Source organism: Ancylobacter sonchi (assembly GCF_018390695.1).
Classification (GTDB): domain Bacteria; phylum Pseudomonadota; class Alphaproteobacteria; order Rhizobiales; family Xanthobacteraceae; genus Ancylobacter; species Ancylobacter sonchi.
This window is the reverse complement of record NZ_JAHBGF010000026.1, coordinates 33770-48241: the sequence shown is the minus strand read 5'-3', so window position 1 is coordinate 48241 and position 14472 is coordinate 33770. Positions and strand designations below refer to the sequence as shown.

The following is a 14472-nucleotide window of genomic DNA, read 5'->3' as shown; positions in this document are numbered from 1 at the left end:
GGGGGGATACCTACCTTTGCTGCAACTTCATTCCCCTTGCGGGGATTCGCGGAAAGGGTACGCCATGGGCGTCGAAAAGGTGTCGGACCAGTCGTTTGAGTCCGACGTGATCAAGTCCTCCGAGCCGGTTCTGGTCGATTTCTGGGCTGAGTGGTGCGGTCCCTGCCGCATGGTCGCCCCGGTTCTCGACGAAGTCGCCGGCGAGATGGGCGGCAAGCTGAAGATCGTGAAGCTCAACGTCGACGAGAATCCCGCCGTCGCGTCCAAGTACGGCATCATGTCGATCCCGACGCTGCTGCTGTTCAAGGACGGCCAGCTCGCCGCCCGCCAGGTCGGCGCCGCCCCCAAGGCGAAGCTGGTGCAGTGGATCAACAGCTCGATCTGATCGCGCCGGTCCCGGAGACGAAAAACCCCGGAGCGGTCCACCGCTCCGGGGTTTTGTTTTGGCCGGTGGTCTCTCGGGCGGCGATCAGCCGGCGAGGTCGATCTTGCTCTCGACGGTGGAGTCCGCCTTCAGCCGGTAGATCACCGGCGCGCCGGTGGCGAGCTCGCGCTTCATGATGCTCTCCGGCGTGTGGTTCTCCAGCACCATGATCAGCGCTCGCAGCGAATTGCCGTGGGCGGCGACCAGCACCCGGTTGCCCTGCAGCACCTTGGGCAGGATCTGCGTCACGTAATAGGGCAGGGTGCGCGCTACCGTGTCCTTCAGGCTCTCGCCGCCGGGCGGGGGCACGTCGTAGGAGCGGCGCCAGACGTGCACCTGCTCCTCGCCCCATTTGGCGCGGGCATCGTCCTTGTTGAGGCCGGAGAGGTCGCCATAGTCGCGCTCGTTCAGCGCGAGGTCGTGGGTGGCCGGCAGGCCGGTCTGGCCGAGCTCGGTGAGCGCGAGGTCGAGCGTCTTCTGCGCGCGGGACAGCACCGAGGTGAAGGCGAGGTCGAACTGGTAGCCTTCCGCCTTCAGCCGCTGGCCGGCCTTCTTGGCCTCCTCGACGCCGAGCGCCGTGAGGTCCGGGTCGCGCCAGCCGGTGAACAGGTTCTTCAGGTTCCACTCGCTCTGGCCGTGGCGGACGAGCACGAGAAGGCGTTCGGACATCGGGCGTTTTCTCCGGGTGAGGGCGATGTGGGACGGAAGGCGGGCCTTAGAAATCGGTGAGGTCGAGCACGTCGCGCATGGAATAGAGGCCGGGCTTGCGCCCGCGCGCCCAGCGGGCGGCGGCGAGCGCGCCGCGCGCGAAGATGCCGCGGTCCTCCGCCTTGTGGCCGAGCTCGATGCGCTCGCTCGGTCCGGCGAAGATCACGTTGTGCTCGCCGACCACCGTGCCGCCGCGCAGCGTGGCGAAGCCGATGTCGCCGGCCCGGCGGGCGCCGGTATGGCCGTGGCGGGTGAACACGCCCTGCGTCCCGAGCTCGATGCCGCGCCCCTCGGCGGCGGCGTTGCCGAGCAGCAGCGCGGTGCCCGAGGGGGCGTCGATCTTGCGGTTGTGGTGCATCTCGACGATCTCGATGTCGAAATCCTCGTTCAGCGTGCGGGCCACCCGCTTCACCAGCGCCGACAGCAAGTTGACGCCTAGGCTCATATTGCCGGACTTGACGATGGTGGCGTGACGGGCGGCCGCCTCGATCTTCGCCTCGTCCTCGGGCGTGAAGCCCGTGGTGCCGATGACATGCGCGATGCGGGCCTGCGCCGCCAGGGCGGCATAGGCGACGCTGGCCGCCGGCACGGTGAAGTCGATCACGCCCTCTGCCTTGGCGAAGACCGGCAGCGCGTCGTCGGTCACCTCGACGCCGAGCCTCGGCAGGCCGGCGAGCTCGCCGGCATCGCGGCCGAGATTGTCGCTGCCCGGAGGCTCGATGGCCCCGGCGAGCGCAAGGTCGGGAGCCTCGCTCACCGCCTTGATCAGTGCGCGGCCCATGCGCCCGCCGGCGCCGACGATGACGAGCCGCATCTGCGACATATGAGCCACTCCTTACACATTGTGCCCTGCGGTATAGCTGCCGGACATCGTCACGAAAAGTGCTTGTTCGCGCGTCATTCTCGGCAAAATGGCGTTGTCGCTTGACGGGCGCGCCGGGCGGCTGTAGAGGTCGCGCAACTTTACGAAGGAGCGGCGCCGACATGCGCAACAATATTATCCTTATCGTAGGACGGCGCGTCGCCGCGAAGGCTGCCTGACGGCAGCTTCGCCCAACGGTGACGCGCGTAAAATGGGCCCCTGACGGGGCCTTTTGATTTTCCGGGCAACGTGAAGTTCACAAGCTTCGCCGGGACGAAGCCAGACGCAGGAACGAGGTAACGACCATGATGCGCGAGATGACCGGCGCCGAAATGGTGATGCAGGCCCTGATCGATCAGGGCGTCGAACATATGTTCGGCTATCCCGGCGGCGCGGTGCTGCCGATCTACGACGCGATGTTCCACCAGAACCAGGTGAAGCACGTCCTCGTGCGCCACGAGCAGGGAGCGGTGCACATGGCGGAAGGCTATGCCCGCTCCTCCGGCAAGGCCGGCGTGGTGCTCGTCACCTCCGGTCCCGGCGCCACCAATGCGGTGACCGGCCTCACCGATGCGCTGCTCGACTCGATTCCGGTCGTCTGCATCACCGGCCAGGTGCCGACGCACCTCATCGGCTCGGACGCCTTCCAGGAATGCGACACGGTCGGCATCACCCGGCCCTGCACCAAGCACAACTACCTCGTCCGCGACGTCAACGACCTCGCCCGCGTGCTGCACGAAGCGTTCTATGTCGCGCAGAACGGCCGTCCCGGCCCGGTGGTCGTCGACATCCCGAAGGACGTGCAGTTCGCCAAGGGGATTTACGTCGGCCCGGAGAACATCCAGCACAAGACCTACCAGCCGAAGCTGAGGGGCGACGACGAGAAGATCCGCGCCGCCGTCGAGCTGCTGGCCAAGGCCAAGAAGCCGATCTTCTACACCGGCGGCGGCGTCATCAATTCCGGCCCGGAGGCCTCGCGGCTGCTGCGCGAGTTCGCCCGGCTGTCCGGCTATCCGGTGACCTCGACGCTGATGGGTCTCGGCGCCTATCCGGCCTCCGACAAGCAGTGGCTCGGCATGCTCGGCATGCACGGCACCTACGAGGCCAACATGGCGATGCATGACTGCGACGTCATGCTGTGCGTCGGCGCGCGCTTCGACGACCGCATCACCGGCCGCCTCGACGCCTTCTCGCCGGGCTCGAAGAAGATCCACATCGACATCGACCCGTCCTCGATCAACAAGAACGTCAAGGTCGACATCCCGATCATCGGCGACGTCAAGCATGTGCTCGAGGACATGCTCACCACGTGGCGGGGGATGAAGGCCGAGCCGGATCGCCGCGCCATCGCCTCCTGGTGGGGCGAGATCGACCGCTGGCGCGCCCGCAAGTCGCTGTCCTATGCGAAGTCGCCGGACGTCATCAAGCCGCAATACGCCATCGAGCGGCTCTACCACGCGGTGAAGGACAAGGACGTCTACATCACCACCGAGGTCGGCCAGCACCAGATGTGGGCGGCGCAGCACTTCCACTTCGAGGAGCCGAACCGCTGGATGACCTCCGGCGGCCTCGGCACCATGGGCTACGGCCTGCCGGCCGCCATCGGCGCGCAGGTGGCACACCCGGAAAGCCTCGTCATCGACATCGCCGGCGAGGCGTCGATCCAGATGTGCCTGCAGGAGCTCTCGACCGCGCTGCAGTTCAACCTGCCGGTCAAGATCTTCGTCTTGAACAACGAGTATATGGGCATGGTGCGCCAGTGGCAGGACCTGCTGCATGGTGGGCGCTACTCCCACAGCTACTCGGAATCGCTGCCGGACTTCGTGAAGCTGGCCGAGGCCTATGGTGGCGTCGGCATTCGCTGCTCCCGGCCGGGCGATCTCGACGCGGCGATCCAGGAGATGCTCAAGGCCGACCGGCCGGTGCTGTTCGACTGCATCGTCGACCAGAAGGAGAACTGCCTGCCGATGATCCCCTCGGGCAAGCCGCATAACGAGATGATCCTGCCGGACCATCCCGAGGGGCTGGACGAGGCGATCTCCGAGGAAGGCAAGATCATGGTGTGATGACGCCAGCCGGCGCCGCTCCGTCGCGAGCGGCGCCTCCCCGTCCGCCCATGCACCTCATCCTGCCTGCCGAGTTTTCCCATGCCCCCGATCAATAACGAACCTGCCGAGCGCCACACCCTCTCCCTGCTCGTCGACAACGAGCCGGGCGTGCTCGCCCGCATCGTCGGCCTGTTCTCCGGCCGCGGCTACAACATCGACAGCCTCACCGTCTCCGAGGTGAGCCACGATTCCCGGCGCTCGCGCATCACGGTGGTCACCACCGGCGCGCCGATGATCATCGAGCAGATCAAGAGCCAGCTCGACCGTCTGGTGCCGGTGCATCGCGTCGTCGACCTCACCGTCACCGGCAAGGCGGTGGAGCGCGAGCTCGCGCTCATCAAGGTGCGCGGCAAGGGCGAGATCCGCCAGGAGGCGCTCCTGATCGCTGACTCGTTCCGCGCCCGCACCGTCGACACCACGCTTGAGAGCTTCGTGTTCGAGATCACCGGCAAGCCGGAGAAGATCGACCAGTTCGTCTCGCTGCTGGAGCCGCTCGGCCTCGTCGAAGTGTCGCGTACCGGCGTCGCCGCTATTGGCCGCGGGCCCGACAGCATGTGAGAATGGCGTGTTCGCGGGGTGCTTCGCGGCGCCCCGCGCTGCCGCCGTTCCGCATAATCGACAGGACGGGACGACGTGAGCGAAGGAACAGGTACCTTGCCGGCGACGGTAGCCGGCAAACCCATGTGGTTGCAGGCGGCGCCCTTCCTCTTCCTCCTCCTGTGGTCCGGCGGCTTCGCGGTGGCGAAGGTCGGGCTCATCTATACCGGCCCGTTCACGCTGCTGGCGCTGCGCTACGGGCTGGTGCTCGCCGTCATGCTGCCGCTGCTCGCCTGGTTCCGGCCGCCGCTGCCACGCACGGCACGCGCCTGGTTCAACCTCGCCTTTGTCGGCTTCCTGATCCAGGTGCTCTATTTCGATCTGAGCTACTTCGCGTTTCGCTGGGGGATCTCGGCGGGCACGCTGGCGCTCATCGTCTCGCTGCAGCCAATCGTCGTCGGCCTCGCGGCGCCGGCGCTGGCCGGCGAGCGGGTCGGTGCGCGGCGCTGGGCAGGCCTGCTGCTCGGCCTTGCCGGCGCGGCGCTGGTGATCGCCTCGCGCACCGGCATCGAGACGGCGCCGCCCGGCGTCATGCTGCTGGCGGTCGGCGCGCTGCTCGCCATGTGCACCGCCGCGCTCTACGAGAAGCGCCATGGCGAGACGCAGCACCCGCTGGTGACCAACAGCGTGCAATATGTGGTGGGGTTCGTCTGCACCCTGCCGCTCGCGCTGATGCTCGACGACGGCCATATCGACTGGTCGCTGCCCTTCACTCTCGCGCTCGGCTATCTGGTGATCGGCAATTCGCTGATCGCGGTGTCGCTCTACCTCGCCATGATCCGCGCCGGCGAGGTGTCGAAGGTCTCGGCGCTGTTCTTCCTCGTGCCGCCCTGTTCGGCGGTGATCGCGTGGCAATTGCTCGGCGAGCAGATGCCGCCGCTCGCCTGGGCGGGGATGGCGGTCGCCGCGGCCGGGGTGGCGCTGGCGTCGGGGGCGCGGCTGCCATCGCTCCGTGCGCGTCGCGCGCGCTGAAGCTGCAGTGCCGCTTGCATCGGAAGGGCGGCTCCTATAGGAGAACCGTAACGTACGGTACTGAGTTCTCCGGCAATGTCCCTCGCCAGCGATCCGAGCATGGAAGAGCTGACGGCCCGCCAGCAGGCGGTGCTGGACGCCGTGCTCGCGCTGATGGTGGAAGAGGGCGGCGACGTCACCATGACCGCCGTGGCCCGCCGCGCCAGCTGCTCCAAGGAGAGCCTCTACAAATGGTTCGGCGACCGTGACGGGCTGCTCACGGCCACGGTGCGCTGGCAGGCCTCGCGGGTGCGCGCCGGCAATTACGACCGGACCAAGCTCGACGCGCTGGCGCTCAGGGATAGCCTGATCCGCTTCGCCGCCAACTGGCTCAGCGTGATCTCCAGCCCGACCTCGATCGCGCTCAACCGCTTCGCCATCGCTCAAGGAGCGGCCAAGGCTGGAACATCCGGCTCCAATCTCGGCGCCATCATGCTGGCCAATGGCCGTTTCGCCATTGGCGAGAGGCTCAAGCCGGTGCTGGACGCCGGCCGCGAGGCCGGGCTGATCGACTTCGACGACACCGAGACCGCCTTCCGCAGCTTCCTCGGCCTCGTCGGCCGCGACGTGCAGATCCGCCTGCTGCTCGGCGACGCGCTGGCGCTTACGCCGGCGGAGATCGAGCGCGACGCCGCCCGCGCCACCGACCAGTTCTTCACCCTCTACGGCTCCGCGTCCAACGCGCCGGGCCGGAACAAGACCAACGCGTGACACAGGAGACACCCATGCGCGTTTATTACGATCGCGACGCCGACCTCAACCTGATCAAGGGCAAGAAGGTCGCCATCATCGGCTACGGCTCGCAGGGTCGCGCCCATGCGCTGAACTTGAAGGATTCCGGCGCCAAGGAGATCGCCATCGGCCTGAAGCCGGGCTCGGCGACCGCCAAGAAGGTCGAGGCCGACGGCCTCAAGGTGCTCACCGTCGCCGAGGCCGCCAAGTGGGCCGACCTGATGATGATGGCCACCCCGGACGAGCTCCAGGCCGACATCTACCGCGACGAGATCGCCCCGAACATTCGCGATGGCGCCGCCATCGCCTTCGCGCACGGCCTCAACGTGCATTTCGGCCTGATCGAGCCGAAGAAGACCGTCGACGTGCTGATGATCGCCCCCAAGGGCCCCGGCCACACCGTGCGCGGCGAGTATGAGAAGGGCGGCGGCGTGCCGTGCCTCGTCGCCGTGCACCAGGACGCCTCGGGCAACGCGCTCGACCTCGGCCTGTCCTATGCGTCCGGCGTCGGCGGCGGCCGCTCGGGCATCATCGAGACCACCTTCAAGGAAGAATGCGAGACCGACCTGTTCGGCGAGCAGGTGGTGCTCTGCGGCGGCCTCGTGGAGCTGATCCGCGCCGGCTTCGAGACGCTGGTCGAGGCCGGCTACGCCCCGGAGATGGCCTATTTCGAGTGCCTGCACGAAGTGAAGCTGATCGTCGACCTCATCTATGAGGGCGGCATCGCCAACATGAACTACTCGATCTCCAACACCGCCGAGTGGGGCGAGTACGTCTCCGGCCCGCGCATCATCACTGCCGAGACCAAGGAAGAGATGAAGCGCGTCCTGAAGGACATCCAGACCGGCAAGTTCACCTCGGAGTGGATGCAGGAATATCGCGCCGGCGCCGCCCGCTTCAAGGGCATCCGCCGCCTGAACGACAGCCACCAGATCGAGCAGGTCGGCGAGAAGCTGCGCGGCATGATGCCGTGGATCGGCAAGAACAAGCTGGTCGACAAGGCCAAGAACTGAGCCTTATCGCGCTTGCGATGCTTCGGTGCCGTCGCCCTCGGGCGGCGGCACTTTGCTTTTCAGGCCGGTCATCCGGCCGTGCCGGCCTTCGGTTGCGGCTGGCAGCACGGGTCGGTCATGCTATGGGCGTGGCTCGATGGGCCTGCGGGCATCGCGTCCGCCGGCGACGTTGGAGGGGCGCATGATCATCGTTCGGCTGACCAAGGCCTTCATGGTGGCGGCGCTGGCCGCCTTCGCGCTGCTGGTCGCCTACAACAATGTCGCGGATTGGGGGGCGAACTACGCCTTCGTCCAGCATGTCCTCAGCATGGACACCACTTTTCCCGGCAATCCGCTGACCGGCCGGGCGATCACCGATCCGGCGTTGTGGCGCGTGGCCTATGTCGCGATCATCGCCGCCGAGGCCGTCGTCGGCCTTGTGCTGGCGCGCGCGGCGTTCCGCATGCTGCGGGCCCTGCGCGACGAGGCGCGCTTCGCCCAAGCCAAGACATGGGTGGTGGCCGGCGTCGGCCTCGGCTTCGCGCTGTGGTTCTTCGGCTTCATGGTCGTCGGCGGCGAGTATTTCCAGATGTGGCAGTCCGCGACCTGGAACGGGCAGGAATCGGCGTTCCGCTTCTACATGACGATGCTGGGCGTGGGGATCTTCGTCAGCCTGCCCGAGCCGGGTTGATCCACGCGGGCCGCACCTCCGCCTACCACCCGCTCCAGAACTTCATCACCGCCGCGCCCGGCGCCAGCAGCACGAGCGCCCACAGCATCGCCGAGGCGATGTTGGCCATCTGGAACACCAGTGCCGGCATGGCGAACATGCCGGCCACCAGCGGGATTACCGCCCGGATCGGCCCGAAGAAGCGGCCGATGAACACGCTCCACGAGCCGTAGCGATGGAAGAAGCGCTCGCCGCGTTCCAGCATCTGCGGATGCCGGCTGAACGGCCAGAGCTTGTGCGTGTGTTCCTTGAAGTGGAAGCCGACCCAGTAGGACACCGCGTCGCCGAGCGCCGCGCCCGCCGCCGCTCCGGCCCAGATCGGCAGCAACGCCATGCCGCCGGCCTCGATCAGCGCGCCGACGCCGACCAGGATGAAGGTCGCCGGCACGATCAGCGAGATCACCGCCAGCGATTCACCGAAGGCGAGGGCGAAGACGATATAGGGGGCGAGATGCGCATGCGCCTCGACGAAGGCCAGCGCGTCGTGCGCCCAGCTTTGCAGATCCAACAACGAAAATCCTCACAGCCTGTCGCGCAGGGCGTAGTAGCTGAGCCCGGCGGCGAGCAGTGGCCAGCGCATCAGCGGGCCGCCGGGAAAGGCGGGCACCGGCAGCTTTTCAAGAAGGTCGAAGCGCCCGAGCTGGCCGGCCACCGCCTCGGCGAGGATCCTGCCGAAATAAGGCGCCAGCATAACGCCCTGGCCGGAATAGCCGGCGGCGGTCAGCACCTTCGGCCCCAGCCGCCGCACGAAGGGCATGCGGGTCATGGTGATGCCGAGAATGCCGCCCCAGCCATAGTCGATGCGCACATCGGCGAGCTGCGGGAAGATCTTCAGCATGTAGGGCCGCACGAAGGCGCCGGGATTGGCGCGCAGCCGGCGCGTATAGCTCTCGCCGCCGCCGAACAGCAGCCGCCCGTCCTCGCTCAGCCGGTAATAATTGACGACGAAGCGGCTGTCGGCCACCGCCGCGTCATTGGCGATGACGGTCTTCGCCCGGTCGCCGAGCGGCTCGGTGGCGGCGATGTAGTTGGCGATCGGCATCACATGGCGGTCGACGCGGGCGTCGAGCCCGTCCTGCAGTCCGTCGCCGCATTCCAGCACCCACTCGGCCTCGACCGTGCCCTCGCCGGTCGCCACCTTCACCCGGCCGTTCTCCTCGATGCGGCCCGCGCGTGAATGTTCGAACAACCGTGCCCCGGCCGCCACCGCCGCGCGGGCGATGCCGAGCGCGAGGTTGAGCGGGTGCAGATGGCCGCCCTCATGGTCGATCGCCCCGCCATGATAGGCGTCGGTGCCGACCAGTTCGCGCAGTTGCTCGCGCGACAGCGGGTCGACATGCGGATAGTCGTAGACCTCGGCCAGCTTGCGGGCATAGGCGTGCGAATGGGCGACATAGCCCGGCTTGTGGTCGGCCATGATCAGCCCCTTGCGCGGGGCGCAGTCGATGGCGTGGCGGGCGATCAGCGCGCAGAGGTCGGCCTTGGCATCCTCGGCGAGGCGCCACAGCGCCTTGGCCATGTCGAGCCCGACCTTGTCCTCCAGCCAATCCTGGTCGCGGCGCTGGCCGGAATGGATCTGGCCGCCATTGCGACCGGAAGCCCCGGAGCCGATCTTCGCCGCCTCCAGCACCACCACGTCGAGCCCGGCCTCGGCGAGATGCAGCGCGGCGGACAGGCCGGTATAGCCGCCGCCGATCACGCAGACATCGGCGCGCACCGTGCCGCGCAGTGGCGGGAAGGCGGGAAACGGCGTCGCCGTGGCGGCGTACCAGCTGTTCGGATGGCCGTTTTCGGTCAGGGCGTCAGTCAAGATGCGTCACTCGGCAGGGTTCGCGGCGTGCCTTTTCAGCGGCGCGCGAACAGTTTCTCGATGTCGGGGAGCGACAGCGTCACGAAGGTCGGCCGCCCGTGATTGCACTGGCCGGCATTGGGGGTGCGTTCCATCTCGCGCAGCAGGGCGTTCATCTCCTCGGGCCGCAGCCGCCGGCCGGCGCGCACGGAGCCGTGGCAGGCCATGGTGGCGGCGACGTGCAGCAGCCGCCGCTCCAGCGGCATCTCATCGTCCCATTCCGCGGCGTGCTCGGCAAGCTCGCGGATCAGGGCGGGCACGTCGGCCTCGCCGATCAGCGCCGGCACCTCGCGCACCAGCAGCGCGCCCGGCCCGAAGGACTCGACCACCAGGCCGAAGCGCTCGAGCGCCTCGGCACGCTCGGCCAGCCGCGCCGCCTCGGCCGGGTCGAGATCGACGACGAGGGGCACCAGCAGCATCTGCCGGGCGAGGCCGTCGCGCTCCATGGCGGCCTTCAGCCTCTCATAGACGATGCGCTCATGCGCGGCGTGCTGGTCGACGATGACCACGCCGTGCTGGGTCTGCGCGACGATATAGGTCTCGTGCAGCTGCGCGCGGGCGGCGCCGAGCGGGCGGTCCATCGCATCGGCCTGTGCCGGTGCTTCATGGGCGCGGGCATCCGCCGCCGGGGTGAGGTCGAGGCCGAGATCGAAGTCCGGCGCGGCGGGACCGGCACCCGGCTCGGCCGGCGGCTCGGCGAAGCCCGCGGTCGCCTCCCAACCCTCCGGGCGCGCCCAGGACTGGCGCCAGTCAGTGGGCGGCGAGGATTGCCGCCAGTCGGCAGCGGCGGGCGGGATGCGCAGCGGCGCGGCGGGGAGCACGCTCGCCCCCATATTCGCCCGCGCCAGTTCCGCCAGCCGGTCGGCGGCGGTGGTGGCGGTGCGCGGCACCCCGGCAGTGAGCGCGTCGGTTAGGGTGCGCACCATCAGCGCGCGGATGTTGCCGGCATCGCGGAACCGCACCTCGGTCTTGGCCGGGTGGACGTTGACGTCGACGCCCTCCGGGTCGAGGTCGAGGAACAGCACCGTCACCGGGTGCCGGTCGGAGGGCAGCAGGTCGGAATAGGCGGCGCGGATGGCGCCGATCAGCACCTTGTCGCGCACCGGTCGGCCATTGACGAACAGGTACTGCGACAGCGAGTTGGCCTTGGAATAGGTCGGCAGCCCGGCGAGGCCGGTGAGCCGCGCGCCCTCGCGCACGCCATCTATGTCGAGCGCGTTCGCCGCCACCTCGTGGCCGAGCACGTCGGCGATGCGCGCCCGTCGCCCGGCGGCGTCGGCGCTGCGCCCCGGCCACGTCACCGGCGCGCGGTCGTCGGTCACCAGCGTGAAGGCGACCTCGGGACGGGCGAGGGCGAGGCGGCGCACCGCGTCGACCGCCGCCGCCGTCTCGGCGCGCTCGGATTTCAGGAATTTCAGCCGCGCCGGGGTGGCGAAGAACAGGTCGCGCACCTCGACCCGCGTGCCGGGGCCGAGCGCGGCGGGGCGCACCTCGCTTTTCACCCCGGCCTCGACGCGGATCTCGTTGGCGCTGGAGGCTCCCGGCGGCCGGCTCACGATGGAGAGCCTCGCTACCGCGCCGATGGAGGGCAGCGCCTCGCCGCGAAAACCCAGCGTGGCGATGGACATCAGGTCCTCGGCGTCGAGCTTGGAGGTGGCGTGGCGCTCGACGCACAAGGCGAGGTCTTCCGCGCTCATGCCGCCGCCGTCGTCGGTGACGCGCAGCAGCCGGCGTCCGCCGCCGTCGATGACGATCTCGACGCGTCGCGCCCCGGCGTCGAGGGCGTTCTCGACGATCTCCTTCAGCGCCGCGGCCGGGCGTTCCACCACCTCGCCGGCGGCGATGCGGTCGACCAGCGTGGAAGGAAGCAGGCGCAGCGGCATGATCGGTCGGGGGCTCGATTCGAGGGCGGTCCGCCAGCCTACACGCTGGCGCCGGGCCATGCGCTCCGAAACCGCCCGTCGTTCACATCACGAATTGGGAAAGCCGAGCCAGGGCTCGATGCGTTCGAAGGTCTCGTCCATCGCCCAGGCCGGGGCGAACGGGAAGGGGAAATGGCCGTAGAACAGCGACAGCTGCCATTCGGCGGCCATCTCGCCTTCCTTGGCGATGGCGGCGACATAGAGCGCCGACGCGATGCCCGAGCGATCGGCGCCGCCACGGCAATGCACCAGGATCGGCTTCGGCGCGTCGCGCATGAGGGCGATCAGCTGCTCCACCTGCGGCTGGGTCAGCTCGCGCCCGGCGGAGAGGCCGAAATCGATATGGGTCAGCCCCAGCTTGCTGCTCTCGGCGACCTCGTCCTTGTACCAGGGATGGTTCGAGGCGCCGCGCAGGTTGATCACCGTCTTGATGCCGTAGTCCTTCTGGAGGCCGGCAAGCTCCCTGGCGTCGATCTGGGCGGAGCGGTAGAGCTGGCCGGGCACCACGGTGTGGAAATTGCCGATCAGCTGCTCGATGCCGAGATAGACGCCGATCAGCAGCGCCACCATGCCCACGACCTGAACGCTGCGGCGCAGGATGCGGCGCAGGCGGCCCGGTCGCCGGGCGGCATCAGAATGCGTCGATGTGGCGGCCTCGCCTGCGGCGTCGAGGGCGTCGGTCTGGCTCATGGGCGGGGCTCTCGGGGCAGGGCTCTTGTGAGCGGGCTCGCGTGACGGAAACCGGGCGGAAGGAACGATCGTGCAATACGGCCATTCCTCGCCCGGAATCGTGTCGGAATTCAGCCCGCCGCCGCCAGTCGCTCCGCCCGCTCGCGCGCCACTTCCTGCCGTTTGGTGATGATCGAGGCCAACACCACCACCACGGTGACGATGCCGATCATGATGGTGCAGATGGCGTTGATCTCCGGCGTCACGCCGAGGCGCACCTGGCTGTAGATGCGCATCGGCAGGGTGGTGGCGCCGGGGCCGGTGGTGAAGCTGGCGATGACGAGGTCGTCGAGCGACAGGGTGAAGGCCAGCATCCAGCCGGAGACCACCGCCGGCAGGATGATCGGCAGCGTCACCACGAAGAAGGTCTTCAAGGGCGGGCAGCCGAGGTCGAGCGCCGCCTCTTCCAGCGAACGGTCGAAGGTGACGAGGCGCGACTGCACCACCACCGAGACGAAGCACATGGTGAAGGTGATGTGGGCCAGCGTGATGGTCCAGAAGCCGCGGTCGAAGTTCACCGCCACGAAGAGCAGCAGCAGCGACAGGCCGGTGATCACCTCCGGCATGACGAGGGGCGCGTAGACCATGCCGGAGAACAGCATGCGGCCGTTGAACCGGCCATAACGGGTCAGCGCGATCGCTGCCAGCGTGCCGAGCACGGTCGCCACGCTCGCCGAGATGAAGGCGACCCGCAGCGTCACCCAGGCGGCTTCCAGCAACTGGTCGTTCTGCAGCAGCTTCCAGTACCATTCGGTCGAGAAGCCGGCCCACACCGTCACCAGCCGCGAGGCGTTGAAGGAGTAGATCACCAGCAGCAGGATCGGCAGATAGAGGAAGGCAAAGCCGAGCACGATCGATGTGGTGTTGAACCAGGAGAGCCCCTTGCGCATCTAGCGGCCCTCCATCTCTTTGGCCTGGACGTTCTGGTAGAAGACGATGGGCACCACCAGTACCAGCAAGAGCAGCACCGCCACCGCCGAGGACACGGTCCAGGAGCGGTTCACCGAGAACTCGGTCCACAGCACCTTGCCGATCATCATGGTATCGGAGCCGCCGAGCAGGTCGGGGATGACGAACTCGCCCACCGCCGGGATGAAGCACAGGAGGCAGCCGGCGAACACGCCGGGCAGCGACAAGGGCCAGGTGATCTTCCAGAAGGCGGCGAACGGCGGGCAGCCGAGGTCGGCGGCGGCTTCCAGGAGCGTCTCGTCCATCTTCTCCAGCGCCGAGTAGAGCGGCAGGATCATGAAGGGCAGGTAGGAATAGACGATGCCGATATAGACCGCGGTGTCGGTGGCGAGGATCTGCAGCGGCGCGTCCGGGCTGATGATGCCGAGCGCGATCAGCAGCTGGTTGAGCAGGCCCTCGGGCGACAGGATGCCGATCCAGGCATAGACGCGGATCAGGAACGAGGTCCAGAACGGCAGGATCACCAGCATCAGCAGCGTCGGGCGGATCGATTTCGGCGCCCGCGCCATGCCGTAGGCGATCGGATAGCCGACCGCGAGCAGCAGCAGCGTCGAGATGCCGGCGATCCAGAGGCTGGAGCCGTAGGCCTCGATGAACTCGTTGTCCCAGGACAGGACGTAGGCGTAATTGTCGAAATTGAGCTGGCTGAACGCGTCGGTGATGGCGTCCCAGCCGGCGGCGAGGTCGAACACCGGCTCGTAGGGCGGCTGGGCGATGGCGTCCTGCGACAGGCTGATCTTGAAGACGATCAGGAACGGGACGAGGAACAGCACCAGCAGCCAGAGATAGGGAACGGCGAGGACGAGCCAGCGTCCTTTTGCTTTCGCGGCCATGCCCGC

General features: G+C 68.1%; 15 protein-coding genes. 7 read left to right on the top strand and 8 right to left on the bottom strand.

Annotated features, from left to right (window positions below; genetic code table 11):
* Nucleotides 1-64 precede the first annotated feature (64 nt).
* Nucleotides 65-385, top strand: coding sequence for a thioredoxin (gene trxA / locus KHC28_RS14735; protein WP_214009122.1), 321 nt, complete (start codon nucleotides 65-67; stop codon nucleotides 383-385).
* A gap of 84 nt (nucleotides 386-469) precedes the next feature.
* Here the strand turns inward: trxA and KHC28_RS14730 are convergent, their stop codons facing one another.
* Both KHC28_RS14730 and dapB read right to left on the bottom strand, forming a co-directional pair.
* Entirely contained in the window at nucleotides 470-1093 is a 624-nt protein-coding gene (locus tag KHC28_RS14730; protein WP_214009121.1) for a 2,3-bisphosphoglycerate-dependent phosphoglycerate mutase, read from the bottom strand.
* A 46-nt stretch (nucleotides 1094-1139) separates the two neighbouring features.
* The gene (gene dapB / locus KHC28_RS14725; protein WP_214009120.1) at nucleotides 1140-1955 is read right to left on the bottom strand and encodes a 4-hydroxy-tetrahydrodipicolinate reductase; all 816 of its coding nucleotides are present in this window, start codon (nucleotides 1953-1955) and stop codon (nucleotides 1140-1142) included.
* A gap of 344 nt (nucleotides 1956-2299) precedes the next feature.
* On the opposite strand from dapB, the gene KHC28_RS14720 reads away from it, so the two are divergent.
* The 6 genes from KHC28_RS14720 to KHC28_RS14695 all read left to right on the top strand — a co-directional run bounded on the left by KHC28_RS14720 (nucleotide 2300) and on the right by KHC28_RS14695 (nucleotide 8125).
* Complete coding sequence (locus KHC28_RS14720) at nucleotides 2300-4060, top strand: acetolactate synthase 3 large subunit (protein WP_214009119.1); 1761 nt, start codon at nucleotides 2300-2302, stop codon at nucleotides 4058-4060.
* 81 nt (nucleotides 4061-4141) lie between these two features.
* Nucleotides 4142-4660, top strand: a complete 519-nt coding sequence (gene ilvN / locus KHC28_RS14715; RefSeq protein ID WP_214009118.1) for an acetolactate synthase small subunit — start codon at nucleotides 4142-4144, stop codon at nucleotides 4658-4660.
* Nucleotides 4661-4735: 75 nt separating this feature from the next.
* Complete coding sequence (locus KHC28_RS14710; protein WP_312893203.1) at nucleotides 4736-5671, top strand: DMT family transporter; 936 nt, start codon at nucleotides 4736-4738, stop codon at nucleotides 5669-5671.
* Nucleotides 5672-5770: 99 nt separating this feature from the next.
* On the top strand, nucleotides 5771-6421 hold the full coding sequence (locus KHC28_RS14705; protein WP_246564856.1) for a TetR/AcrR family transcriptional regulator C-terminal domain-containing protein: 651 nt from the start codon (nucleotides 5771-5773) through the stop codon (nucleotides 6419-6421).
* Between the two features lie 14 nt (nucleotides 6422-6435).
* Nucleotides 6436-7455 carry a ketol-acid reductoisomerase gene (gene ilvC / locus KHC28_RS14700; protein WP_213352168.1) on the top strand — a complete coding sequence of 340 codons (1020 nt, stop codon included), beginning with the start codon at nucleotides 6436-6438 and terminating at the stop codon, nucleotides 7453-7455.
* 181 nt (nucleotides 7456-7636) lie between these two features.
* Nucleotides 7637-8125 carry a DUF2165 family protein gene (locus KHC28_RS14695; RefSeq protein WP_214009116.1) on the top strand — a complete coding sequence of 163 codons (489 nt, stop codon included), beginning with the start codon at nucleotides 7637-7639 and terminating at the stop codon, nucleotides 8123-8125.
* 22 nt (nucleotides 8126-8147) lie between these two features.
* On the opposite strand, the gene KHC28_RS14690 is transcribed toward KHC28_RS14695, so the two are convergent.
* From KHC28_RS14690 to KHC28_RS14665, 6 genes are all read right to left on the bottom strand, one after another.
* The gene (locus tag KHC28_RS14690) at nucleotides 8148-8666 is read right to left on the bottom strand and encodes a DedA family protein (protein WP_376772707.1); all 519 of its coding nucleotides are present in this window, start codon (nucleotides 8664-8666) and stop codon (nucleotides 8148-8150) included.
* An 18-nt stretch (nucleotides 8667-8684) separates the two neighbouring features.
* Entirely contained in the window at nucleotides 8685-9974 is a 1290-nt protein-coding gene (locus tag KHC28_RS14685) for an NAD(P)/FAD-dependent oxidoreductase (protein WP_246564853.1), read from the bottom strand.
* Nucleotides 9975-10009: 35 nt separating this feature from the next.
* Complete coding sequence (gene mutL, locus KHC28_RS14680; protein ID WP_214009114.1) at nucleotides 10010-11896, bottom strand: DNA mismatch repair endonuclease MutL; 1887 nt, start codon at nucleotides 11894-11896, stop codon at nucleotides 10010-10012.
* A gap of 87 nt (nucleotides 11897-11983) precedes the next feature.
* The gene (locus tag KHC28_RS14675) at nucleotides 11984-12625 is read right to left on the bottom strand and encodes a dual specificity protein phosphatase family protein (RefSeq protein WP_214009113.1); all 642 of its coding nucleotides are present in this window, start codon (nucleotides 12623-12625) and stop codon (nucleotides 11984-11986) included.
* A gap of 110 nt (nucleotides 12626-12735) precedes the next feature.
* Nucleotides 12736-13554, bottom strand: coding sequence for an ABC transporter permease (locus tag KHC28_RS14670; RefSeq protein ID WP_214009112.1), 819 nt, complete (start codon nucleotides 13552-13554; stop codon nucleotides 12736-12738).
* Entirely contained in the window at nucleotides 13555-14466 is a 912-nt protein-coding gene (locus KHC28_RS14665; RefSeq protein WP_214009111.1) for an ABC transporter permease, read from the bottom strand.
* Nucleotides 14467-14472 lie beyond the last annotated feature (6 nt).